The organism is Bradyrhizobium sp. USDA 4451 (genome assembly GCF_054822585.1).
Genome location: NZ_JBTRCH010000001.1, coordinates 1,060,277 through 1,081,722, shown reverse-complemented (window position 1 = coordinate 1,081,722; position 21,446 = coordinate 1,060,277). Strand labels below are relative to the sequence as shown.

The 21,446-nt window shown below is 65.0% G+C and carries 23 protein-coding genes and 1 pseudogene; 16 read left to right on the top strand and 8 right to left on the bottom strand.

All coding sequences use genetic code 11. The features are described from left to right. Nucleotides 1-45 precede the first annotated feature (45 nt). Entirely contained in the window at nucleotides 46-1,218 is a 1,173-nt protein-coding gene (locus ACVMB0_RS05000; protein WP_461345493.1) for an acetyl-CoA C-acetyltransferase, read from the bottom strand. Nucleotides 1,219-1,421: 203 nt separating this feature from the next. Between ACVMB0_RS05000 and ACVMB0_RS04995 the strand changes: the two genes are divergently transcribed. The 9 genes from ACVMB0_RS04995 (at nucleotide 1,422) to ACVMB0_RS04955 (ending at nucleotide 11,167) form a co-directional block, all read left to right on the top strand. Continuing rightward, nucleotides 1,422-2,084: a TetR family transcriptional regulator gene (locus ACVMB0_RS04995; RefSeq protein WP_456751890.1), complete on the top strand. Its 663-nt coding sequence runs from the start codon at nucleotides 1,422-1,424 to the stop codon at nucleotides 2,082-2,084. A 97-nt stretch (nucleotides 2,085-2,181) separates the two neighbouring features. Further along, nucleotides 2,182-2,940: an SDR family NAD(P)-dependent oxidoreductase gene (locus ACVMB0_RS04990; protein WP_456751891.1), complete on the top strand. Its 759-nt coding sequence runs from the start codon at nucleotides 2,182-2,184 to the stop codon at nucleotides 2,938-2,940. A gap of 201 nt (nucleotides 2,941-3,141) precedes the next feature. Next, nucleotides 3,142-3,948: an enoyl-CoA hydratase/isomerase family protein gene (locus tag ACVMB0_RS04985; protein WP_461345492.1), complete on the top strand. Its 807-nt coding sequence runs from the start codon at nucleotides 3,142-3,144 to the stop codon at nucleotides 3,946-3,948. Between the two features lie 41 nt (nucleotides 3,949-3,989). Next, complete coding sequence (locus ACVMB0_RS04980; RefSeq protein ID WP_461345491.1) at nucleotides 3,990-5,855, top strand: AMP-binding protein; 1,866 nt, start codon at nucleotides 3,990-3,992, stop codon at nucleotides 5,853-5,855. A 157-nt stretch (nucleotides 5,856-6,012) separates the two neighbouring features. Next, complete coding sequence (locus tag ACVMB0_RS04975) at nucleotides 6,013-7,140, top strand: acyl-CoA dehydrogenase family protein (RefSeq protein ID WP_461345490.1); 1,128 nt, start codon at nucleotides 6,013-6,015, stop codon at nucleotides 7,138-7,140. 126 nt (nucleotides 7,141-7,266) lie between these two features. Beyond that, nucleotides 7,267-8,514, top strand: a complete 1,248-nt coding sequence (locus tag ACVMB0_RS04970; RefSeq protein ID WP_461345489.1) for an acyl-CoA dehydrogenase — start codon at nucleotides 7,267-7,269, stop codon at nucleotides 8,512-8,514. 111 nt (nucleotides 8,515-8,625) lie between these two features. Next, a complete protein-coding gene (locus ACVMB0_RS04965; RefSeq protein ID WP_461345488.1) occupies nucleotides 8,626-9,873 on the top strand; it encodes an acyl-CoA dehydrogenase in 1,248 nt (415 codons plus the stop codon). Between the two features lie 97 nt (nucleotides 9,874-9,970). Next, nucleotides 9,971-10,684: a nitroreductase gene (locus tag ACVMB0_RS04960; protein ID WP_456797106.1), complete on the top strand. Its 714-nt coding sequence runs from the start codon at nucleotides 9,971-9,973 to the stop codon at nucleotides 10,682-10,684. 72 nt (nucleotides 10,685-10,756) lie between these two features. After that, nucleotides 10,757-11,167, top strand: coding sequence for a hypothetical protein (locus tag ACVMB0_RS04955; protein ID WP_456797107.1), 411 nt, complete (start codon nucleotides 10,757-10,759; stop codon nucleotides 11,165-11,167). Between the two features lie 58 nt (nucleotides 11,168-11,225). Here ACVMB0_RS04955 and ACVMB0_RS04950 read toward each other — a convergent pair whose 3' ends face one another. Beyond that, complete coding sequence (locus ACVMB0_RS04950; protein WP_461345487.1) at nucleotides 11,226-12,230, bottom strand: helix-turn-helix transcriptional regulator; 1,005 nt, start codon at nucleotides 12,228-12,230, stop codon at nucleotides 11,226-11,228. A gap of 81 nt (nucleotides 12,231-12,311) precedes the next feature. Between ACVMB0_RS04950 and ACVMB0_RS04945 the strand changes: the two genes are divergently transcribed. Both ACVMB0_RS04945 and ACVMB0_RS04940 read left to right on the top strand, forming a co-directional pair. Beyond that, on the top strand, nucleotides 12,312-12,965 hold the full coding sequence (locus ACVMB0_RS04945; protein WP_461345486.1) for a glutathione S-transferase family protein: 654 nt from the start codon (nucleotides 12,312-12,314) through the stop codon (nucleotides 12,963-12,965). A gap of 11 nt (nucleotides 12,966-12,976) precedes the next feature. Further along, on the top strand, nucleotides 12,977-13,411 hold the full coding sequence (locus ACVMB0_RS04940; protein ID WP_456751899.1) for a DUF6157 family protein: 435 nt from the start codon (nucleotides 12,977-12,979) through the stop codon (nucleotides 13,409-13,411). 163 nt (nucleotides 13,412-13,574) lie between these two features. Here ACVMB0_RS04940 and ACVMB0_RS04935 read toward each other — a convergent pair whose 3' ends face one another. After that, a complete protein-coding gene (locus ACVMB0_RS04935) occupies nucleotides 13,575-14,360 on the bottom strand; it encodes an enoyl-CoA hydratase/isomerase family protein (protein WP_461345485.1) in 786 nt (261 codons plus the stop codon). A gap of 11 nt (nucleotides 14,361-14,371) precedes the next feature. Further along, nucleotides 14,372-15,484 carry a cyclic nucleotide-gated ion channel gene (locus tag ACVMB0_RS04930; protein WP_461345484.1) on the bottom strand — a complete coding sequence of 371 codons (1,113 nt, stop codon included), beginning with the start codon at nucleotides 15,482-15,484 and terminating at the stop codon, nucleotides 14,372-14,374. 374 nt (nucleotides 15,485-15,858) lie between these two features. Between ACVMB0_RS04930 and ACVMB0_RS04925 the strand changes: the two genes are divergently transcribed. Continuing rightward, nucleotides 15,859-16,527: a Crp/Fnr family transcriptional regulator gene (locus tag ACVMB0_RS04925; RefSeq protein ID WP_456751902.1), complete on the top strand. Its 669-nt coding sequence runs from the start codon at nucleotides 15,859-15,861 to the stop codon at nucleotides 16,525-16,527. Between the two features lie 29 nt (nucleotides 16,528-16,556). Then, nucleotides 16,557-17,438: a DUF6537 domain-containing protein gene (locus tag ACVMB0_RS04920; protein WP_461345483.1), complete on the top strand. Its 882-nt coding sequence runs from the start codon at nucleotides 16,557-16,559 to the stop codon at nucleotides 17,436-17,438. 249 nt (nucleotides 17,439-17,687) lie between these two features. Here ACVMB0_RS04920 and ACVMB0_RS04915 read toward each other — a convergent pair whose 3' ends face one another. Genes ACVMB0_RS04915 through ACVMB0_RS04905 form a run of 3 tightly spaced genes read right to left on the bottom strand, consistent with a single transcriptional unit; the run spans nucleotide 17,688 to nucleotide 18,408 of the window. Beyond that, nucleotides 17,688-17,906 (bottom strand): hypothetical protein, encoded by a 219-nt coding sequence (locus tag ACVMB0_RS04915; RefSeq protein ID WP_456751904.1) that lies wholly within the window; start codon nucleotides 17,904-17,906, stop codon nucleotides 17,688-17,690. Between the two features lie 59 nt (nucleotides 17,907-17,965). Further along, nucleotides 17,966-18,181, bottom strand: coding sequence for a hypothetical protein (locus ACVMB0_RS04910; RefSeq protein ID WP_456751905.1), 216 nt, complete (start codon nucleotides 18,179-18,181; stop codon nucleotides 17,966-17,968). 35 nt (nucleotides 18,182-18,216) lie between these two features. Further along, nucleotides 18,217-18,408, bottom strand: a complete 192-nt coding sequence (locus ACVMB0_RS04905) for a hypothetical protein (RefSeq protein WP_461345482.1) — start codon at nucleotides 18,406-18,408, stop codon at nucleotides 18,217-18,219. Nucleotides 18,409-18,638: 230 nt separating this feature from the next. Here ACVMB0_RS04905 and ACVMB0_RS04900 point away from each other — a divergent pair, with 230 nt between their 5' ends. The 3 genes from ACVMB0_RS04900 to ACVMB0_RS04890 all read left to right on the top strand — a co-directional run bounded on the left by ACVMB0_RS04900 (nucleotide 18,639) and on the right by ACVMB0_RS04890 (nucleotide 20,261). Then, nucleotides 18,639-18,845, top strand: a complete 207-nt coding sequence (locus ACVMB0_RS04900; protein ID WP_456751907.1) for a hypothetical protein — start codon at nucleotides 18,639-18,641, stop codon at nucleotides 18,843-18,845. Nucleotides 18,846-18,947: 102 nt separating this feature from the next. Further along, nucleotides 18,948-19,310: a PRC-barrel domain-containing protein gene (locus tag ACVMB0_RS04895; protein ID WP_456751908.1), complete on the top strand. Its 363-nt coding sequence runs from the start codon at nucleotides 18,948-18,950 to the stop codon at nucleotides 19,308-19,310. Nucleotides 19,311-19,499: 189 nt separating this feature from the next. Then, nucleotides 19,500-20,261 (top strand): Crp/Fnr family transcriptional regulator, encoded by a 762-nt coding sequence (locus ACVMB0_RS04890; RefSeq protein ID WP_456751909.1) that lies wholly within the window; start codon nucleotides 19,500-19,502, stop codon nucleotides 20,259-20,261. Between the two features lie 74 nt (nucleotides 20,262-20,335). On the opposite strand, the pseudogene ACVMB0_RS04885 reads toward ACVMB0_RS04890, so the two are convergent. Continuing rightward, a pseudogene (locus tag ACVMB0_RS04885) lies at nucleotides 20,336-21,322 on the bottom strand (IS30 family transposase); the annotation flags it as partial. Nucleotides 21,323-21,446 lie beyond the last annotated feature (124 nt).

Below are 21,446 nucleotides of genomic sequence, written 5' to 3'. Positions count from 1 at the left end.
GACGCACACCTTTTGTGTGGAGGCCGCTATGGCTGCGAGCGCTCCTTACAGCCGCTCGACGATCGTCACGTTGGCCATGCCGCCGCCTTCGCACATGGTCTGCAAACCGTAGCGCTTGTTGCGCTGCTTCAGCGCATGTAGCAGCGTCGTCATCAGCTTGGTGCCGCTGCCGCCGAGCGGATGGCCGAGCGCGATCGCGCCGCCATTGACGTTGAGCCTCGCCGGATCGGCGCCGGTGGTCTTCAGCCACGCGGTCGGCACCGAGGCGAACGCCTCGTTGACCTCGAACAGGTCGATGTCGTCGATGGTCATGCCGGCCTTCTTCAGCGCGCGCTGGGTTGCCGGCAGCGGCGCTTCCAGCATGATCACGGGATCGCCGCCGATCATCGTCATGTGATGGATGCGCGCCATCGGTGTGAGGCCGAGCGCCTTGAGGCCCGTCTCGTTGACCACCATGACGCCGGAGGCGCCGTCGCAGATCTGGCTGGCGCTGGCCGCGGTCAGCTTGCCGTTCTCGGCGATCAGCTTGACGCCCTTGATGCCGTCGAGGCTGGCGTCGAAGCGGATGCCTTCGTCGATGTGGTGGGTGTCGGTCGAGCCGTCGGCGCGGGTGATTTGCACCGGCACGATCTCGTCCTTGAAGGCGCCCGCTTGTGTTGCCGCGATCGCGCGCTGATGGCTGCCAAAGGAGAATTCGTCGAGCTCATCCTTCGACAGGCCGTACTTCTCGGCCATCATCTCCGCGCCGGTGAACTGGCTGAACACGATGTTGGGATATTTCGCCTCGATGCCCGGGCTCTTGTAATGGCCGAAGCCGTTCTTGGCGGGCAGCGAGGAGGCGAGGCCCATCGGCACGCGGGTCATCGATTCCACACCGGCGGCGATCACGCAGTCCATGGTGCCAGACATCACCGCCTGCGCCGCGAAGTGCAGCGCCTGCTGCGAGGAGCCGCATTGGCGGTCGATCGAGGTCGCCGGCACGCTCTCCGGCAGCTTCGAGGCCATCACAGCGTTGCGCGCGATGTTGGTGGATTGCTCGCCGGTCTGCATCACGCAGCCCATGATCACGTCCTCGACCTGCGCGGGGTCGACGCCGGTGCGGTCGACCAGCGCGTCGAGCACGGTCGCGGCCAGATCGGCCGGATGCCAGCCGGCGAGACGCCCTCCCTTGCGGCCGCCCGCGGTGCGAGCGGCGGCGACGATATAGGCCTCGGCCATGTCTGATCTCCCTGCTGTTTCCGGATTGGGGTTTGTAAGTTGGGCCGGATTTAAGGGACGGCTCAGCATTTAGTCAATCAATCAATTAACTCTTGAGTGCAGCCCCGCCATGGGCTTATGTGCGGCCTCGATTTACCGTCGAGCAGATCGAGCCAAGATCGAGCCGAGATGGGCTCGGGACACAGAGCGGGATCAGAGCGCAGTTGAATACCAGCGTACCGACGAAACTTCCGGCCGGCAAAAATGCCACCGCGGACAAGCTATTGGTCGCAGCCAGCGAGCTGATGATCGAGCGCGCCTCGATCGAGGTCTCGCTATCCGACATCGCGCAGAAGTCGGGCGTCAACGCAGCGCTGGTGAAATATCATTTCGGCAACAAGGACGGGCTGTTGCTGGCGCTCTTGGCGCGCGACGCCGCCACCGAGATGTCGCAGCTCGAATATCTCATCAGCCAGCCGATCACGCCGTCCGCGAAGCTGCGGCTGCATATCGGCGGCATCATCCGCGCCTATCACCAGTTCCCCTATATGAACCGGCTGATCCATTATCTGCTGCACGAGAGCTCGCAGGAGGCCGCGGACGAGGTGTCGAAATTCTTTGTCGCGCCGCTGCTGGATTTCCATCGCCGGCTACTCGCCGAAGGCGTCAAGGCCGGCGAATTCCGCAAGATCGATCCGGTGCTGTTCTACACCAGCCTGATCGGCGCCTGCGATCATCTGTTCTTCGGCCGCCACGCGATGTCGCGCGCGGTCGGCGTCGGTCCGGTCACCGACGAGGTCTGCCGCGAATACATCAAGCACATGGAAGCCTTGATCTTCGGCGGCGTGCTGGAAGCGAAAGAATTGCGGATGGCGAATAGCGAGTAGCGAATGGGGAGAGGTCATCTCTTCCACTCGCCATTCGCTACTCACCATTCGCCATAACCAAGTCTAGAGAAGAAACGCCCAAGGAAAGGTTATTCCGATGCAGTTGAAAGACGTTGCCGTTCTCATCACCGGCGGTGGCTCCGGCCTTGGTGCCGCAACCGCGCGCGCCATGGCCGCCAAGGGCGCCAGGATCGGCGTGATCGACCAGAACAAGGAAAACGCCGAGAAGGTCGCCGCCGAGGTGAAGGGCGTCGCCCTGCATGCCGACGTCACCGACGAGGACGCGATCAAGGCTGCGATCGCCAAGGCCGAGGCGGCGCACGGCATCGCGCGCGTCTTGATGAACTGCGCCGGCATCGGCGGCTCGCAGCGCATCGTCGGCAAGGACGGCGTCTATCCGCTGGCGAAGTTCGTCCGCATCATCAACGTCAACCTGATCGGCACCTTCAACGTGCTGCGCCTGTTTGCCGAGCGGCTGGCCACCGAAGCCCCGATCGGCGAGGAGCGCGGCGTCGCCATCAACACCGCATCGGTTGCGGCCTATGAGGGCCAGATCGGTCAGATCGCCTATTCCGCCTCCAAGGGCGGCGTCGTCGGCCTCACGCTGCCGGCCGCGCGCGACCTCGCCAGCCTGAAGATCCGCGTCAACACCATCGCGCCGGGCCTGTTCCTGACGCCGCTGCTGATGGGTCTCAACGAGGAAGCGCGCAAGAGCCTGGGCGCACAGGTGCCGCATCCGGCCCGCCTCGGCGACGCCTCGGAGTACGGCAACCTCGCCGTCCACATCGTCGAGAACCCGATGCTCAACGGCGAGACCATCCGCCTCGACGGCGCCATCCGCATGGCCCCGCGCTAGCGCAGGCGCCGCTCTTCTTTCCCTTCTCCCCCTGTGGGAGAAGGTGGCGCGGACGCAGTCCGCGACGGATGAGGGGTTCTCTCCCCGGAGACAGACCCCTCACCCAATCGAATGCAAAGCTGACAGCGAACATGCCCTCTCCCACAAGGGGAGAGGGCGCAGCAACGAGCATCGCGTTCGCTGAACGGGCGGGAGCAGGAAGTGACGAATCCGCTGCTGATCGAACATCACAACGGGGTCGATTGGGTCACGCTCAATCGCCCCGAGAGCCTCAACGCGCTCGATCCCGCGCTGATCGATGCGCTCAATAGCTACTTCCAGGGCCTGCAGCGCAATCGTGACACCCGCGTCGTGGTGCTGAAGGGCGCCGGTCCGAATTTCTGCGCCGGGCTCGACCTCAAGCACGCGATGGCCCGTCGCGGTGGGCAGACCGAGCCGCCCGGCGTCACCGAGTCGCTGGACTCGCAGCGCCGCATTGCCGACATCGTGATGCTGATGCGGCGCTGTCCGCAGCCGATCATCGCGCTGGTGCAGGGCGCGGCGGCCGGCGGCGGTTTTGCGCTGGCGCTCGCCGCCGACATCCGCATCGCGGCGACAAACGCGCGGATGAATTGCGCCTTCATCAAGCTCGGCCTCGGCGGCTGCGACATCGGCACCAGCTATTTTCTGCCGCGCCTCGTCGGTGTGTCGGTGGCATCGGAGCTGATCCTCACCGGACGCTTCATCCATGCCGATCGCGCGCTTGCCGTCGGCCTGGTGTCCGAGGTGGTCGAGGCCGCCGATCTCGATGCCGCGGCCAATCCTTATGTCGAGGCGATGATGACGGCCTCGCCGGTCGGTCTTCGTCTGTCGAAGGAATGCATCAACATGAGCGTCGATGCCGGCTCGATCGAGGCCGTGATTGCGATGGAGGATCGCAACCAGGTGCTGTGCAGCCGCTCGGAAGATTTTCAGGAAGGCATCAGGGCCTTCCTTGAGAAACGAAAGCCTGTCTATATCAGGTGCTGATAAAAAGTCCGCAAAGGACAAGAAATTCCGGGAGACGCAAAATGGATGGAGACGCGGCGATGCTGACGAAACCTGGCTTTCGCAAGGTGGATTGGCTCGCACGTGACATCGCGGTCGAGCGGCGTGCCGACGGCACCGTCATCCTGAAGTCGCGGATTCCGCTGCAAGCCTACGAGACGCACATCCCGGCCTATCTCGCCAAATGGGCGACGCAGGCGCCGGAGCGGATCTGGCTCGCGCAACGCGGCGGTCCTGATCGGCAGTGGCGCAAGGTCTCCTATGGCGAAGCCAAGCGCACCGTCGATGCGCTGACGCAAGGCCTGCTCGATCTCGGCGTTGGTGACGGCCGGCCCGTCGCGATCCTGTCCGGCAATTCGATCGAGCACGCGCTGATGACGCAGGCTGCGATGCAAGCGCGGCTGCCGGCCGCGCCGGTGTCGCCGGCCTATTCGCTGATGAGCCAGGATCATCTCAAGCTCAAATACCTGTTCAACCTGATCAAGCCCGCCGTCGTGATGGTGCAGGATGGCCCGGCCTTCGAGAAGGCGCTCAGGGCGCTCGATCTCACCGGCATCACGGTGGTTCACGTGCTGCGTCCCTGCGAGGGCATCAAGAGCGTGGCGTTTGCCGATCTCGCGGCTACGACGGTGACGGCCGAGGTCGAGGCGTCGATCGCGAAGATCAGGCCCGACACCGTCGGCAAGTTGCTGTTCACGTCGGGCTCTACCGGCATGCCCAAGGCCGTCATCAACACCCAGCAGATGATGTGCGCCAACGCGGCGATGATGATGCAGGTGCGGCCGCGCGAATCCAATGGCCCGATCCCGACCGTGCTCGACTGGATGCCGTGGAATCACACCATGGGCGGCAACGCCGCATTCAATCCGGTGCTGGTCGATGGCGGCACGCTCTATATCGACGACGGCCGGCCGATGCCGGGCCAGCTCGAGGAGACCATCAGGAATCTGCGCGAGGTTTCGCCGACCTATTACGCCAACGTGCCGGCCGGCTATGCCGCGCTCGCTTCCGCGATGGAGAAGGACGAGGCGCTGTGCGCGAGCTTCTTCAAGAACCTCTCGATCATGGCCTATGGCGGCGCGCGGCTGCCCGACGATCTCTACGACCGCATGCAGGCGCTGGCGGTGAAGACGACAGGCGAGCGCATCGTGTTCTACACCGGCTGGGGGTCGACCGAGACCGCACCGACCTCGACCGGCACCTATTGGGACACCGAGCGCGTCGGCCTGATCGGCCTGCCGTTCCCAGGCGTCGAGCTGAAGATGGTGCCGTGCGGCGCCAAATACGAATTGCGGCTGCGCGGCGTCAACGTCACGCCCGGCTATTTCGGCCAGCCCGATCTCACCGCGAAGATGTTCGACGAGGAAGGCTTCTACTGCATCGGCGATGCCGGCGTGTTCGTCGATCTCGACGATCCGCTGCAGGGCATCATCTTTGCCGGCCGCGTGGTCGAGGACTTCAAGCTGACCACCGGCACCTTCGTGCATGTCGGATCGCTGCGCACCGATGCGATCGCAGCCGCGACGCCGGTCGTGCACGACGCGCTGGTTGCGGGGCAGGATCGTGAGTTCATCGGCCTGTTGTGCTGGCCGAACCTGCACGCCTGTCGCCAGCTCGTCGGCAATGCGGACGCGAGCTACGAGGACGTGGTCCGGCATCCGGCCGTGATCGCCTGTCTCGAAAAGGGCTTGCGGGCGCACAACGCCTCCACCACCGGCAGCAGCATGCGGATCGCGCGGGCGATGCTGATGGCCGAGCCGCCCTCGATCGACGGCAACGAGCTCACCGACAAGGGCTACATCAACCAGCGCGCCGGCCTCGAGCGTCGCGCCGCACTGGTGGAGAGGCTGTATGCCGGCAAGCCCGGCGACGACGTGATCGTGTTGTGATGAAGCTCTCTCAACACGTCATTCCGGGATGCGCCGAAGGCGCAGGCCCGGAATCCATTAAGCCGCATGATCTGCGGCCCGATGGATTCCGGGCTCGCGCTTCGCGCGCCCCGGAATGACGGCCAATTGAAACGACAAGGACCGAGAAGGTAACGCCATGAATTTCGATTTCTCCGACGAACAGAAGCAGATGCGCGACGAGGCGCGGAAGTTCCTCAGCGAGCAGTGCCCGCCGAAGGCCGTGCGCGAGGTGCTCGACGGCAAGGCGCCCTACGACAAGTCGCTGTGGAAGGGCCTCGCCGAGATGGGCTTCCTCGGGGTTGCGATCCCCGAACAGTTCGGCGGCGCCGGCGCCGGCCATCTCGAGCTCTGCGTGATCGCCGAGGAAATGGGCCGCGCGCTGGCGCCGGTGCCGTTTTCGTCCACGGTCTATCTCGCCGCCGAAGCGATCCTGATCGCGGGCAGTGACGCGCAGAAGCAGAAGTGGCTGCCGAAGATCGCCTCGGGCGACGCGATCGGCACGCTGGCGCTGTTCGAGGGCAAGGGCAATCCGTCGCCGAAGGCGATCAAGCTCACGGCCAATGGCGGCGTGCTCAACGGCGTCAAGAAGCCCGTGCCGGATGGCGCGATCGCCGATTTCGCTGTTGTCGCTGCGCGCACCGGCTCAGCCGGACGCGAGTCCGATATCTCGCTGTTCATCGTCGATCTCAAGGCCGGCGGCGTCGAGGTCAGGTCGCTGACCAACATCGATCTCACCCGTGGCCAGGCCGAGATCACCTTCAAGGACGCCAAGGCCGAGCCGCTCGGCGCGGCCGGCGAGGGCTGGAGCGTCATCACCCAGGTGCTGGATCGTGCCGCCGTGTTGATGGCGTTCGAGCAGGTCGGCGGTGCCGACCGCGCGCTGGAGATGGGCCGCGACTACGCGCTCGATCGTATCGCGTTCGGCCGTCCGATCGGCTCGTTCCAGGCGGTCAAGCACATGCTGGCCGACATGTATGTGTCGGCGACGCTTGCGCGCTCGAACTGCTACTACGGCGCCTGGGCGCTCTCGACCAATGCCGGCGAATTGCCGGAAGCGGCAGCCGCCGCGCGCATCAGCGCGACGCAGGCGTTCCAGCACTGCGCCAAGAACAACATCCAGGTCCATGGCGGCATGGGCTTCACCTGGGAGTTCGACTGCCACATGTACTACCGCCGCGCCAATGCGGTGGCGCTCGGCCTCGGCAGCCTGTCCTATTGGGAAGACGCGCTGATCGATCGCATGCGCAAGAAGAACGCGGCGTAGTCCCACGAGTCGTCATTCCGGGGCGCGAGCAGCGCTCGCGAACCCGGAATCTCGAGATGAGTAAGTAACCTCTAGATTCCGGGTTCGATGCTCCGCATCGCCCCGGAATGACAGAAGAGACAGACCATGAATTTCGACGACACCCCGCAGGAGGCCGCATTCCGCGCCGAGGCGAAAGCCTGGATCGCGGCCAATGCGCCCAGGCAATATGAGGACGAACTGCGCAAGGCCTCGCTCGGCCGCGTTGCGCTCACGGGCGCCAACATTCTCGAAGTGGCAAAAGCCTGGCAGAAGAAGAAGGCCGACGCCGGCTGGGCCTGCCTGCACTGGCCGAAGGAGTATGGCGGCCGCGGCGCCTCGCCGATCGAGCGCGTGATCTGGCAGCAGGAGGAGGGTCCGTTCGGCCGCCTGAGCTCGATGTTCATCATCGGCCACGGCATGTGCGGCCCGACCATGATGGCGTTTGCCGGCGAGGAGCAGAAGCGCAGATATCTGCCGCCGCTCGCCTCCGGCGAGAAGATCTGGTGCCAGCTGTTCTCGGAGCCCGCCGGCGGCTCCGACGTCGCCGGCCTGCGCACCCGCGCCGAGAAGCACGGCGACGAATGGGTGATCAACGGCCAGAAGATCTGGACCTCGGGCGCGCACTACTCCGACTACGGCATTTTGCTGACCCGCACCGATCCGACCGTGCCGAAGCACAAGGGCCTCACCATGTTCTTCCTGGACATGAAGAGCCCGGGCGTCGAGGTCAGGCCAATCAAGCAGGCGAGCGGAGCGTCGGACTTCAACGAGGTCTATTTCACCGACGTGCGGATTCCGGACGCGCAGCGGCTCGGCAATGTCAATGACGGCTGGAACGTGTCGCTGACCACGCTGATGAACGAGCGCATGTCGATCGGCGCCGGCGTCTCGACCGGCTTCCCCGAGCTGTTCGACTTCTGCAACAGCCTGATGCTGGAGGATGGCCCCGCGATCGAGAACCGCGCGGTGCGCTCCAAGCTCGCCAACTGGGCGGTGAAGGCGAGCGGGCTGAAATACACCAGCATGCGGGCGATCTCCGCACTCTCGCGCGGCGAACGCCCGGGACCGGAGAACTCGATCGGCAAGCTGGTCGCCGGCTCGATGATCCAGGACGTCGCGACCTACGCGCTCGACCTGCAGGGCGCCGCCGGCGCCTTGAGCGGATCCGAGGATGCCGAGGTCACCGGCAAATTCCAGGCGATGCTGCTGCGTGCGCCCGGCACCCGCGTCGAAGGCGGCACCGACGAGATCATGCGCAACATCATCGCCGAGCGCGTGCTCGGTCTGCCCGGCGACATCCGGGTCGACAAGGACGTTCCCTTCAACAAGATCCCGACCAAGGGAAGAAACTAGCCGTCATTCCGGGGCGGCGCGCAGCGCCGAACCCGGAATCCGGAGATTGTGGATCGAGATTCCGGGTTCACGCTTCGCGTGCCCCGGAATGACAAGAAAAAGAGGTTCGCCATGAATTTCGATGACACGCCGCAGGAAGCCGAATTCCGCGCCATCGCCCGCAAATGGATCGCCGCCAATGCGCCGAAGGAGTTCGAGGAGGAGCTGTCAAAATCCTCGCTCGGCCGCATCCGGCTCGCCAAGCACGACATGGTTGAGGTCGGCAAGGCCTGGCAGAAGAAGAAGGCCGAGGGCGGCTGGGCCTGCCTGCACTGGCCGAAGGAATATGGCGGCCGCGGCGCCACCCCGATCGAGCGCGTGATCTGGCAGCAGGAAGAAGGCGTCTACGGCAAATTGACCCAGCCGTTCCAGATCGGCGAGGGCATGTGCGGCCCGACCGTGATGGCCTGGGGCTCTGAGGAGGCCAAGCGGCGCTATCTGCCGAAGCTCGCCTCCGGCGAGGAGATCTGGTGCCAGCTGTTCTCGGAGCCGTCGGCCGGCTCCGACGTCGCGGGTCTGCGCACCCGCGCCGAGAAGAAGGGCGACAATTGGGTCGTCAACGGCCAGAAGATCTGGACCTCGGGCGCGCATTACTCCGACTACGGCCTGTTGATCGCGCGCACCGATCCCAATGTGCCCAAGCACAAGGGCCTCACGATGTTCTTCCTCGACATGAAGAGCCCCGGCGTCGAGGTGCGCCCGATCAAGCAGGCCAACGGCATGCAGGAGTTCAACGAGGTCTATTTCACCGACGTCGTGATCCCGGACAGCCAGCGCCTCGGCGCGGTCGGCGAGGGCTGGAGCGTGTCGCTGACGACGCTGATGAACGAGCGCATGTCGATCGGCGCGCGGCTCGCCACCGGCGTGCCCGAGATGTTCGAGTTCTGCTCCAATCTGATGCTGGAAGACGGCCTTGCGATCGACGATCCGGCGGTGCGATCCAAGCTCGCGAGCTGGGCGGTGAAGGCGAGCGGGCTGAAATATACCAGCTACCGCGCGATCTCGGCGCTCTCGAAGGGCGAGCGTCCGGGTCCGGAAAACTCCATCGGCAAGCTGGTCTCCGGCCTGATGCTGCAGGACATCGCGACCTACGCGATGGATCTGGAAGGCGCGGCGGGCAGCCTCACCGGCACCGATGAGGAGCAGGCCAACGGCCAGTTCCAGCAGATGCTCTTGTCGTCGCCCTCGATGCGCATCGCCGGCGGCACCGACGAGATCCTGCGCAACATCATCGCCGAGCGCGTGCTGGGTCTGCCCGGCGACATTCGGGTCGACAAGGACGTGCCCTACAACAAGATCCCGACCAAGGGGCGGGGCTAGTCGTCATTCCGGGGCACGCGAAGCGTGAACCCGGAATCTCGAGATTCCGGGTTCGATGCTTCGCATCGCCCCGGAATGACGAAAAAAGGAGAACAGCATGGACGCGAAAACACCCGGCGCGCGTTACGCGACCGAAGACCGCATCGGCGCGCTCGAGGAGTTGCTCAACGAGCGCTACTCGGTGCGCGCGTTCCAGCCGCGCGAGGTACCGCGCGAGACGATCGAACATGTGCTCGCGACCGCGCAGCGCACCGCGTCCTGGTGCAACAGCCAGCCCTGGCAGGTGCTGATCGTCTCCGGCGAAGCCAAGGAGCGGTTCCGCAAGGCGATCTACGCCGAGGCCTCGCGCGGCCTTGGCGATGATTATGATTTCACGCCGCCGCGCGAATATGTCGGGGTGTATCTGGAGCGCCGCCGCGAAAGCGGCTTCCAGCTCTACAACACGCTGGGCATCGCGCGCGGCGACAGAGCGGCGTATGCCAAGCAGGCGCTGGAGAACTACAATTTCTTCGGCGCGCCGCACATTGCCGTGATCCATACCAATGAGCCGCTCGGCATCTATGGCGCGGTCGACTGCGGCGGCTATGTCTCGAACTTCATGCTGGCCGCGCAGGCGCTCGGGCTTGGCACCATTCCGCAGGCCGCGATCGCGCGCCATTCCGGCCTGATCCGCCGCCATTTCAACCTGGCCGATGACCGCCGGGTTGTCTGCGGCATCTCGTTCGGCTATGCGGATCATGCGCACAAGGTGAACAGCTACCGCACCTCGCGCGCGACCGTGGCGGATACTGTCACATTTGTGGATGTATAATTTTCCCCAAGGCGGGGCGCTTCCTCCCGCCGAGGACAAGAAGACGCGACAAGAAGAACGACAAGAACAACAATGGCGAATAACGCCTCCCTGGCGCCGGCGGAGATCAGCTGGCAACTGCACCGTCTGCCCGCGCTCGAGCGCGACGCCTACGTCGCCGCGCATTATCTCGGACAGCCCGTTGCCTGGAAGACCCGTTTCTTCGACGCGATCGATTGGGGCGCGGGCTCGGTGCTGCAATTCAGTTTCCTGCAGCGCGGCTGGCACCGTCATTCCCGGCTCGACAATCCGATCTATGCCTATATCGACATCGAGCAACATCCGGAAACGCGCGGCCTGCGCCGCGGCCGGCGGATCGACCTCGAGGGGACGATCAAGGGCGTCGATTTCGTGACCGGGATTACGCTGACGCTGGACAAGTTCGAGATTCTGCCGGTCAATTTTCTCGACCGCTTCGTGATCAGTTCGGACAGCCGGTACTAAGCATGATCCGGAAAAGTGCGAAGCGGTTTTCCGAGAAAAATTATGCTCAAACAACGGATCAGCGCTTGCGTCCCGCCATGGCCCGGCGCGGCGGTGCATCCACATAGCGCGCGGCCATCGCGCCGGTCAGCTCGGCCATCTTCTCGCGCAGCCCGTCAGGCGCGATCACCTCGGCCTCGGCGCCGAGCCGCAGCAATTCGGTCGCGGCATGCCACACCGTCTTGCCGACCGGCATGGTGGCGACGCGCCAGCCGTCGGCATCGGTGCCATCGGTGAGCCGCATCCGCGCCTTGACGTAAGGATGCGCCAGCGCATCGAACAGCTTGAGCCCGAGCGGCGACAGCCGCACCGTGGCCTGGTTCGGATGCAGCTCGGCCTCGAGCCGCTCGATCGAGGCGCGCCAATAGCCGGCGAGGTCGAAATCCGCCGGCCGCGCGAACGGCGTCTCCAGCACCGTGCAGTCCAGCACCCGTGCGACACGATAGCTGCGCACGCTGCTGTCGACGAGGCCGGCGAGGTACCAGCTGCCGCCCTTCAGCACGAGGCCGAGCGGCGCCACGCGTCGCCGCTTCTCGGCCTTCCAGCTCTGGTAGCGAATCTCGATCAGATTTTCGCGCAGCACGGCGCCGGCGATGGCGCGCAGGTGCTTCGGCTCCTCGGTCTCGCCGAACCAGCCGGGCGCGTCGAGATGGAAGCGCTGCTGCATGCCCCGTGCGTTGGGTCGCAAATTCTCCGGCAGCGCCGCCATCAATTTGCTCTGCGCCGCCGACATCGCCGCATCGAGGCCGAGCGCGGCGGCGGGACCGGGCAGGCCGGCCATGAACAGCGCCTCGGCTTCGCCCTGCGATAGCCCGTTCAGCCGCACCCGATAGCCGTCGAGCAGCCGATAGCCGCCCTCGGCGCCGCGGTCGGCGTAGACGGGGACGCCCGCGGCGGCGAGCGCGTCGATGTCGCGATAGATGGTGCGCACCGAGACCTCGTTAGCCTCCGCCAACTCGGGCGCGGTGACCTGTCCCCGCGCCTGCAGGGTGGTGAGGATGGAAAACAGCCGGCTTGCACGCATGGCCGGATCATACCTGACACAGGATGTCAGGTATAGGCGGACATAAGGGGACCATGCCCTGACGGCGCAAGGAGATCGCCCATGACCACCGCTGCCCCCATCGACCGCGTCACGCTGTATTACTCGCCGCAGAGCCGCGCCACCGGCACCCGCGTGCTGCTCGAGGAGCTCGGCGCGCCCTACGATCTGCACATCCTCAACATGAAGGCGGCCGAGCAGCGCAAGGCCGCCTATCTCGCCGTCAATCCGCTCGGCAAGGTGCCGGCGATCCGCCATGGCGACGCGCTGGTCACCGAGCAGGTCGCGATCTTCATCTATCTCGCCGATCTGTTTCCGCAGGCCGGCCTGACGCCGGCGCTGCACGACCCGCGCCGCGGCCCCTATCTGCGCTGGATCGCCTATTACGGCTCATCGTTCGAGCCGGCCGTGATCGACCATTTCATGAAGCGCGAGCCGGCGCCGATCACCCAGTCGCCCTATGCCGATTACGACACCATGCTCGGCGCGCTGGAGGCGCAGCTCGCCAAGGGACCCTATCTGCTTGGCGATCAGATCACGGCGGCCGACATCCTCTGGGGCATCGCGCTCTCCTGGACCATGACGTTCGGCATCGTGCCCAAACGGGATGTCTTCGTCCGCTACGTCGAGCGCATCACCGCGCGCCCGGCGTTCCAGCGCATCACGGCCGCCGACCAGGACATGGCGGCGGCGCATGCCGCGGCGGCCGGCCTATGATACGATCGGCTATGGTCAAGGAACTCCACACCACCAACGTCGTCAACACCTTCGTCCGTGTCGCGGAGGATTGCCCCGCGCGCGTCGGCGAGGAGCCGCGGCCCCATGGCGGCAAGCCGACAGTGGGCACGCTGCAATACGCCATGCTTGCCGGCGCGCCCTACAAATACACCTCCGACGATGTGGTGTTCGCGACGTCGGCGGCCGGCCGCGCGCTCGGTGCGAAGGCGACGAAGAAAGAACGCAGCGCGGCCCGCGAGGCGTTCTTCTCGAAAGGCCAGGCCTGCATGCGCGCCTCGCCGCTCGGCAAACGCTTCGGCTGGGGCGTTCACGCCGACGCCGAAGGCCGCATCGCCATCGTCGCCGTCGACAGCAAGCGCTACCAGGCGCTCGCCGCGGACCCCGACATCGCGCAGACCCGCGCAATGCGGAGCAAGCGGGTGTGAGGGGATTCAGCGAGCGATCGTGCCGAATAGCACACCGCCAGCCCCGTCATCCTGAGGAGCGCGTAGCGCGTCTCGAAGGATGCACGGCCACAGTGGGGCCGTCGACCCTTCGAGACGCCGCTCCGCGGCTCCTCAGGGTGACGGTAGTTGGAGCGCGGCCAACCTAAAACCGCGGCGGCCGCTTTTCGGCGAACGCCTTGATGCCTTCCTTGATCTCGTCGCCGCGCATGCTGTCGCGGTGGCGCTGGTCGGCGGCGGCGGCGTCGAGTTCGCCGCGGGCGAATTCGTTGATCGCGCGCTTCATGCCGGCCATCGCCTTCGGCGCATTGCCGGCCAGGATCGTCGCCAGCCTGTCGACCTCTTCGTCGAGCACGTCGGGGGGCACCATCGCGGTGAGATAGCCGATCCGCAGCATCTCCGGCGCCGAGATCTTCTGCGCGGTCAGGAACAGCATCTTGGCGTTGTCGACGCCGAGTCGCGTGACATAGCGCTGGACGCCGCTCTTGTAATAGTGCAGCCCGAGCCGCGCCGCCGGCATGAACATCTCGGCGGTATCGACGCCGACGCGGAAGTCGCAGGCCAGCGCCAAATCGGTCGAGCCGCCATAGACGCCGCCATTGAGCCGGCAGATCGTCGGCACGCTCAAATCCTCGAGGCGGTTGACCACGACCTCGAACGCCGAGCCCGCGCTCTGCTGCTCGTTCGCGCTCACCGCGCGCTCGGCCACCGAGTTGAGGTCGTAGCCGGCTGAGAACGCGCGGCCGGTTCCGGTCAATACCAGCACGCGGATCGCGGGATCGGCCTCGATCGCGTCGAACAGTTTCAACAGCTCGCCGAGATCCTCTGCCTGCAGGCGGTTGAGGTGCTTCGGCCGGTTGAGGCGGATCGTGGCGCGCGCGCCTGATATTTCGAGCACGGGTCCGCTGGCGGTGTCGGCCGCGTCAGCCATCTTGGTCTCCATCATTGATTCTCGCGTTCCCGCCGCTTCGCCTCGGCGTCGATGGTCTCGGCGAGATCGGGGTGTCTTGCCATCAACAGGCGGAAATCGACCAGGTCAAGGACCAGCAGCCGGGTCACCTTGCTGGTCGAGACGCTGGCGCCGCGCTTGGCGTTGCCGAGCAGTGCCATCTCGCCGAAGAACGCGCCTTCGCCGAGCTTCACCTTGCGCCCGGGCAGGTCGACCTCGACCTCGCCGGCGGCGACGAAGTACATGCAGTCGCCATTGGTGTCCTTGCGGATGATCATGGTGCGCGGCGGCAGGTCCATGGTCCGCAGCATCTGGGTGACGTCGGCGATCGCGGCCGGGCCGAGATGCGCGAAGAACGGCACCTTGCTGACCGTCTCCCAGGTTTTCAGGAAATTGTCGCGGCGGGTCTCGTTGGCAAAGCCGGTCGCCAGGATACCGGTCCACAGCCCGAACACGCCGAGGCCCGAGATCATCACCATGGCGGCGATCACGCGGCCAAGCGGGGTGATCGGCACCACGTCGCCATAGCCGGTCGTGGTCAACGTCACCACCGCCCACCACAGCGCCGCCGGCACGCTGCCGAAAGTCTGCGGCTGCACGTCCCGCTCCAGATAGTACTCGGCGACGGAGGCCAGGAACACCACCATCAGGAAGATCACCAGCACGCTGAGCAGCGGCCCGGACTCCACCACCAGCACCCGCCGGAGCTGGCGCAGGCCGGGAATGCCCGGCACCACCTTCAGCACCCAGAGCACCCCGAGCAGCCATGCGGTTTTCGGTTCGAGGCCGGCGAGCAGCGCCAGCGGTACCGCCAGCGCGCCGATCGCATCGACGATGCCGGCGCTGGACAGCTGATAGAACCAGAGCTTGTCCTGCCGCCGCATGTGGCGCAGCCGCACCAGCCACTCGAACACGAAATAGGCAAGGCAAGTCCACAGCAGCGCATCGACCCAGTGCGGGACCGCGTCATAGGCCGGCGCGACCGTCAGCAGCGTCATCATGGCGACGCCGACCGTGACCGCGACATAGGCCGCCCTGGTCATGTTGCGGCCGGCGGTGGCGGAAACGAAGCGCGTCAAGGCCGGAAGGACGAGCGGCTTGGACATCAATACGGGGCTTGCCTGTCGATGAACTGCTGGAATGGAGGCTCTGCGCGTGGCGGAGCCGCAGTCACAAACTGCCTCTCCCGGCCGAGGCCGTCAACGCGCAGGCTGTGGCGGCACCCATTCAGCGGCCGGTCCGTTCATTGGACGAATGGCCTAAATGGCCTAACCATGTTGGCTCGATTTTGCGTCCGCGAATGTGAGAAATCAGACAAATCGTCGCTTTTTCCCCGTATATCAGGGATGCTGACGAACGCGATAGCTATGCGACCCGGGCGGGCAACCCCGAGCAAGGCAGCCTGAGCAGGCAACCTGAGCAGGAATGAAGCGACTAATAAGACGATCTTATTCACTTCTTGAGAATTGGCTGGTTTCCGATGGATACCTCACATCTCGCGCAGCACGCCGGCGCCGCCGGCAGTTTTTTCGCATCGATCTTCGTGGTCGCCACGCTGTCGATGCGCACCATGATCCCGTTGCGCGTGTTCGCCATCCTGACCAACATCATCCTGATCGCGACCGCGGTCCCGACCCACAATTACGCGACGCTGATCCTGCATGCCGTGCTGCTGCCGGTGAACACCTATCGTCTGCACCAGATGCTGCAGCTGGTCCGCAATGTGAAGAAATCGGTCAACAGCGATCTGTCGATGGATTGGCTGAGGCCGTTCACGACGGAACGCAAAGTCGCGGCGGGCGAAGTCCTGTTCTACAAGGACGAGAAGGCCGACAGCATGTTCTACATCGTCAGCGGCCGCTTCCGCCTGGTCGAGTCCGGCATCGAGCTGCCGGTCGGCGCCCTGGTCGGCGAGTTCGGCATGCTGTCGCCGTCGAACACCCGAACCCAGACGCTGGAGTGCGTCGAGACCGGCATGATACTGTCGGTGACCTATGACCAGGTCGAGCAGCTCTACGTCCAGAACCCGGCGTTCGGCTTCTACTTCCTGCGTCTGGCCAGCGCCCGCCTGTTCGAGAATATCGCGACGCTCGAGCAGCGGCTAGCGCAGCACGCCAGCCCACAGGTCGCGGAGCCCAAACCTGCATGAGCCCGGTGACGAGTTCTGGAGGCGCCGCAGTGCCGGATGACGACAGCCTGCTGGCTTCGCTTCGTTACCTGTTCGCCGATATCATCGGCGACGAGGACGAGGGGCCGCCGGTGCTGCCCGAAGCCTGCCCGGACCACCTCGGGCCCGCGGTCACCGAGGCCATCCACCAGTTGATCGCCTATCAGAGCACGAGCTACGCCCAGCTCTATATCGACCGGCTCAAGCGCTTCGTCGGCCGCCGCGGCGTCGACGATGCGCTGTTGGCCGACATCGCGCGGCTGATGGCCGAGCGGATGGCCTATGAGGACGCGATCCGCATCGCGCAGCTCAAGCTCGGCGAAGTCCAAGCGGCGGGCGGTCCTGTGGCGCGCTCGGCCGACGACGTCAAGAAGCTGCGCCTCGACGAGTTGATCGACGCCTTGCCGGCAATGGTCGCCGATCCGATTCTTGCCGTGCTCGATCAGTTCGGCTGGCGCCGCCGCCGGGTCTCGATCCGCTTCAGCGCCAACAACCGCTTCAGCATTCGCCGGCTCAGGATCGAGGCGGGGCTGAAGCGCTGGCGGCTGTTCTCGGGCCGCTACGCCAAGGAGCGGGTCTGGGTGGAGCGCTGGCTGCACATGATCGACCGCAGCCTGACCAAGCAGCCGAGCGCAGCTTCGGCCGTCGCAGAGACCGCAACCATGATCCGGGGCTACGGCGATCCCTATCGTCAGGGCATCGCGGACTGGCACGTGATCATCGACGGGCTGGTCAAGCCGACCTTCGACGGCGTGCTGGCGCTGCCCGATCTCGCCGCCGCCATCACCGAAGCCCGGGCCGCCATCATGCCGGATCCGCGGCAGGCCGCGCTGAAGCGCAAGATCGCCGAGATCCGCGCCCGGGTGCCGGCAAATCCATCACCGTCACCCTAGCGTCAGCCCATCCACGTCATTGCGAGAAGCGAAGCGACGAAGCAATCCATGCCGCGACTTGCGGCGCCATGGGTTGCTTCGCTCGCAATGACGGTGAAAAATTCATCACCGTCACCCTGAGGAGGCCGCGCAGCGGCCGTCTCGAAGGGTCGACGGCCCGACTGGTGGCCGATTCATCCTTCGAGACGCGCTACGCGCTCCTCAGGATGACGGGTCTGGCGACGTTACGCGCTGCTTTTCGAACTCGGCCTACCGCTTCATGTGCGGCGGCTCGTCGTAGCCGTGGCGGCTGGAATAGAACAGCAGGCCCATCAGGCCGATGCAGACCGCGGCCAGAACCGCAACTCCGATCGTGAACAGGACGACGCCATAGGTGGGGATCGGAGCGTCTACCGTGAGTCCTTCATAGGCGTAGGCGCCGACGGCGGCGAGAAGCACCAGCAGGCCGATGCTGATTGCAATGCGCATGCAAAGCTGCCTTTGCTAGGGGCCAGGAGAAGGGCAGGTTGCAGCAGGGCAGGTTGCGCTTATCCCGCCGCAGCGGTGACCTTGGTCAACGCCTGCTGTCCGGCTTCGATGAGCTCGGAGAGCGTCGTCCTGCCGCTCTTGGCACACTTGATGATGTATCGGGCAACGCGCCGGCGGGTGCCATGTTCCTCGCCGTGCAGCGCGCCGGCGCAGACCTGGTCGAGCGCGAAGTTCATCGCAGCGAGCGTACGTGAATCAAATCGTTCCTCGATCATCGCAGCTCTCCCTTCGCGGCTCTTTCGACTCGCGGCTATTTGCGGAGCGTCAGCGAATCGCTGACCTCCATTGTCGCCTCGGTCTGTCGGACCTTCTTCATCAGCGCTTCGCGTTCCCGCCCCGGCGGCAGCTTGCGTGCTGCAATGCGCGAATCCTCGGTGAATTTCTGCAGGCGGTCTTCGAACGATCCGGGAGGCCGTGACCTGTTGCGCTTCTTCTTGATCATGCCGCCTCCGAGCCGGAACCAGTGATACTAGGCATGTTCCCGGAGGCCGTCGTTAACCCATGACATCGGCCCATGCGAAATCGACGTCAGGACCGCAGGAACGATCTCGTGCGCCATGCGTAAGGCCCACGTGTTCGCTGCTTTGCTCCCCGAAAGGCGGTGGACCACTCTGGTGACGGGCCTCGGCGAATTTCGTCGCCGGGGCCCGCATACCTTCAGGGAGGTCAGACGTGGCGCATTCCAATCACGGCATCATCAAGGACGACAAAGGCCAGGAACAGCCTGCCGACAAGCCGCGCGCACAAACCGCGCAGAAGACCGACAAGCGAAAGCCGCAGACGCGCGAAGCGACGCGGGATCCGAAATTGAACGACGCCGACAAGACGCCGGGCTCGGGCATGTCATCAGACGATGGCGGCGAGCCACCGACGGGCTGAATGGCTTTCGCTGTGCAGCAGCCGCGGCAATGCGACAGGAACGATGATCCCTGCGCCATCGTTGGCCCCGAGGGATCTTTCGGTGGTCGATGGAGAACTGATATGGTGACGGACGAGAGGGAGCTCGGAAACCTGATCGGCAGCGACAAGGTCGAGGGTACCGCAGTCTATGGATCGGACGAGCGCAAGATCGGTTCGATCGAGCGCGTGATGATCGACAAGAAGAGCGGTCGGGTATCCTATGCGGTGCTCGGTTTCGGTGGCATCCTCGGGCTCGGCAACGACCATTATCCGCTGCCCTGGCAAGCGCTCAAATATGACACCAGGCTGGGCGGCTATGTCACCGGCGTGACCGAGAGTCAGCTGCGCGGCGCGCCGAAATACGGCAGCGAGCGGGACTGGAATTGGGCCGATATCGGCACCACACGCGCCGTAAATGACTATTACGGCGTGCCGTTTGTCTGAACGGCGATACCCCGAAGGCACTGCGCTTCTGCCGAATTAGCCGAGTTGTACGCCGCTTGAAGACGTAACCGTTACGTCGTTAAGCGTCTGTACACTAGTGAACACACGTCAATAGCTGTGCAATGTAACATACGTTATTGAAAGCGGCCCGGCAGTTACCCGATTAAGCATGCGGGGAGATCAATGTCGTTGGCGTCGCTAGTCCGGAAATTGGAGCACTTTGTACGGCTTTCGCCGGTAGACCATGTCATTCTCAATCGCGCGTCGACCGAGCGTGTGCGGCATTTTGGTCCGCGCGTCGATATCGTCCGCGAAGGCGAGAAGCCGAAGGATGTTCATTTGATCCTGTCGGGCTGGGCCTACCGCTACAAGCAGCTCGAGGACGGCAGGCGCCAAGTGGTATCGTTCTTCCTGCCCGGTGATATCTGCGATGTGAACATCTTCATCCTGCGCGAGATGGATCATTCGATCGGGACCATCACCGCGGTGTCGATCGCGGATCTCTCGCGCGAATTCTTCGATAAGGTCGCGGCCGGCCATCCGCGTATCGTCACCGCATTCTGGTGGGAGACCCTGGTCAACGCGGCGATCCAGCGCGAATGGACCATGAGCCTTGGCCAGCGCACGGCGCTGGAGCGGATGGCCCATCTGCTCTGCGAGATCTGGCTTCGTCTGCGCCTCGCCGGCCTGACCCAGGGCGACAGCTGCGACTTCCCGCTGACCCAGAGCGATCTCGCCGATGCGACCGGCCTCTCCAAGGTCCACGTCAACCGCACGCTGCAGGAGCTGCGCGCCGGCGGCTTGATCGTGCTCAAGGGAAAGACGCTCGCCGTCCCCAATCTCGACCGGTTGATGCGCGCCGGCCTGTTCAATCCGAACTACCTGCATATGGATCACGAGGGACGGCAGCTCGACGCCGGCGTGACGCCGCCGGATGCGGCGGCGGGCTGACGCGCCGCGTCGCGAGAGCGCGGATGTACACTGGCCGCGCCACACATGCGATGTCGTCCCTGCGAAAGCAGGGAGGTGGATTCACACTCGAAGTGCAACACTTGAGAGAAGGCCTCGAGAGGGGTTTGGAAGTCAAGGCATTTGCGCGGGGTGTTGTTGTAGGCGTTGATCGACTGGCGGAGGCGGCGCGTCGGGAAGGTCGCGAGATCGGTTTTGCGTGGAATGAAGCGGCGCATCCGACCGATCGCATTCTCGATGCCGCCCTTCTGCCAGGGCGCGTGCGGATCGCAGAAGAAGGTCTCGATCGCGAGGCGGTGCAGCTCCAGGTGACAGGCGAACTCGGTCCCATTGTCGAAGGTAACGGTCTGGCACAGGCCTTCCGGCAAGGCAGCAAACAAGCGGACGAGATGACGGGCGATACCGCGCGCGAGCTTGCTGGCGATGCGGATGCCGAGCAGCAGGCGCGAGGTGCGCTCGTGCACGGTCAGGATCGCCTGACCGTATTTGGAGAACATCATCAGGTCGGCTTCCCAATGACCGGGGGCATTGCGATCGGCGGCCTCGATAGGCCGTTTGTCCAAGGAAACACGGCCTTCTATGAAGCTTGCGGGACTGCCGCCCTTCTTGCCGCGGTAGCCGCGTTTGCTCTTGCCGCGTGGCAGATAACGCCGCCAGCTGAAGTCCGAGGTGCGCCGGATCTGGGCGTATATGAAGCGGTAGATGGTCTCGTGGGAGATCACCTTGCGGCCGTGTTCGCGGGCCAGCCGGCCCGCGACCTGCTCGGGCGACCAGCCCCGACCAAGGCGCTCCAAGACCGCGCGGCGCAGGCCGGGCTCCCGTTCGAGGCGTACGCCCGTCCAGCGCCGCGCTCGCATCTGTTGCTGGGCATAGCTGGGTTTGTAGCCGACCTGGGCGCCAGAATTGCGGTTCAGCTCCCGAGAGATCGTTGATGGCGAGCGATCCAGAGCTGCCGCGATTTGCCGCACCGAGCTGCCATTGGCTGAAAGCCGGGCAATCTCGCATCGCTCGTCCAGGGATAGCTGCTCGTAACTCCGCCCCATCGCAACACCTCCTCAAGGAAGTGTTGCACTTCGTTTGTGAACTCAGGGGACCCATAACCACCAACGCTGATTACTGCGCGACGCTGGAACGACGAGTCACGTTCACAACTTCCGCCGCGGCGTA

Coding starts and splice junctions, on each gene's coding strand:
- ACVMB0_RS04915 (WP_456751904.1), bottom strand. CDS start 17,906: ATGCGCATTGCAATCAGCATCGGCCTGCTGGTGCTTCTCGCCGCCGTC.
- ACVMB0_RS04930 (WP_461345484.1), bottom strand. CDS start 15,484: ATGTCCAAGCCGCTCGTCCTTCCGGCCTTGACGCGCTTCGTTTCCGCC.
- ACVMB0_RS04955 (WP_456797107.1), top strand. CDS start 10,757: ATGGCGAATAACGCCTCCCTGGCGCCGGCGGAGATCAGCTGGCAACTG.
- ACVMB0_RS05000 (WP_461345493.1), bottom strand. CDS start 1,218: ATGGCCGAGGCCTATATCGTCGCCGCCGCTCGCACCGCGGGCGGCCGC.
- ACVMB0_RS04990 (WP_456751891.1), top strand. CDS start 2,182: ATGCAGTTGAAAGACGTTGCCGTTCTCATCACCGGCGGTGGCTCCGGC.
- ACVMB0_RS04895 (WP_456751908.1), top strand. CDS start 18,948: ATGGTGACGGACGAGAGGGAGCTCGGAAACCTGATCGGCAGCGACAAG.
- ACVMB0_RS04940 (WP_456751899.1), top strand. CDS start 12,977: ATGGTCAAGGAACTCCACACCACCAACGTCGTCAACACCTTCGTCCGT.
- ACVMB0_RS04960 (WP_456797106.1), top strand. CDS start 9,971: ATGGACGCGAAAACACCCGGCGCGCGTTACGCGACCGAAGACCGCATC.
- ACVMB0_RS04975 (WP_461345490.1), top strand. CDS start 6,013: ATGAATTTCGATTTCTCCGACGAACAGAAGCAGATGCGCGACGAGGCG.
- ACVMB0_RS04980 (WP_461345491.1), top strand. CDS start 3,990: ATGGATGGAGACGCGGCGATGCTGACGAAACCTGGCTTTCGCAAGGTG.
- ACVMB0_RS04935 (WP_461345485.1), bottom strand. CDS start 14,360: ATGGCTGACGCGGCCGACACCGCCAGCGGACCCGTGCTCGAAATATCA.
- ACVMB0_RS04925 (WP_456751902.1), top strand. CDS start 15,859: ATGGATACCTCACATCTCGCGCAGCACGCCGGCGCCGCCGGCAGTTTT.
- ACVMB0_RS04910 (WP_456751905.1), bottom strand. CDS start 18,181: ATGATCGAGGAACGATTTGATTCACGTACGCTCGCTGCGATGAACTTC.
- ACVMB0_RS04970 (WP_461345489.1), top strand. CDS start 7,267: ATGAATTTCGACGACACCCCGCAGGAGGCCGCATTCCGCGCCGAGGCG.
- ACVMB0_RS04945 (WP_461345486.1), top strand. CDS start 12,312: ATGACCACCGCTGCCCCCATCGACCGCGTCACGCTGTATTACTCGCCG.
- ACVMB0_RS04950 (WP_461345487.1), bottom strand. CDS start 12,230: ATGCGTGCAAGCCGGCTGTTTTCCATCCTCACCACCCTGCAGGCGCGG.
- ACVMB0_RS04905 (WP_461345482.1), bottom strand. CDS start 18,408: ATGATCAAGAAGAAGCGCAACAGGTCACGGCCTCCCGGATCGTTCGAA.
- ACVMB0_RS04965 (WP_461345488.1), top strand. CDS start 8,626: ATGAATTTCGATGACACGCCGCAGGAAGCCGAATTCCGCGCCATCGCC.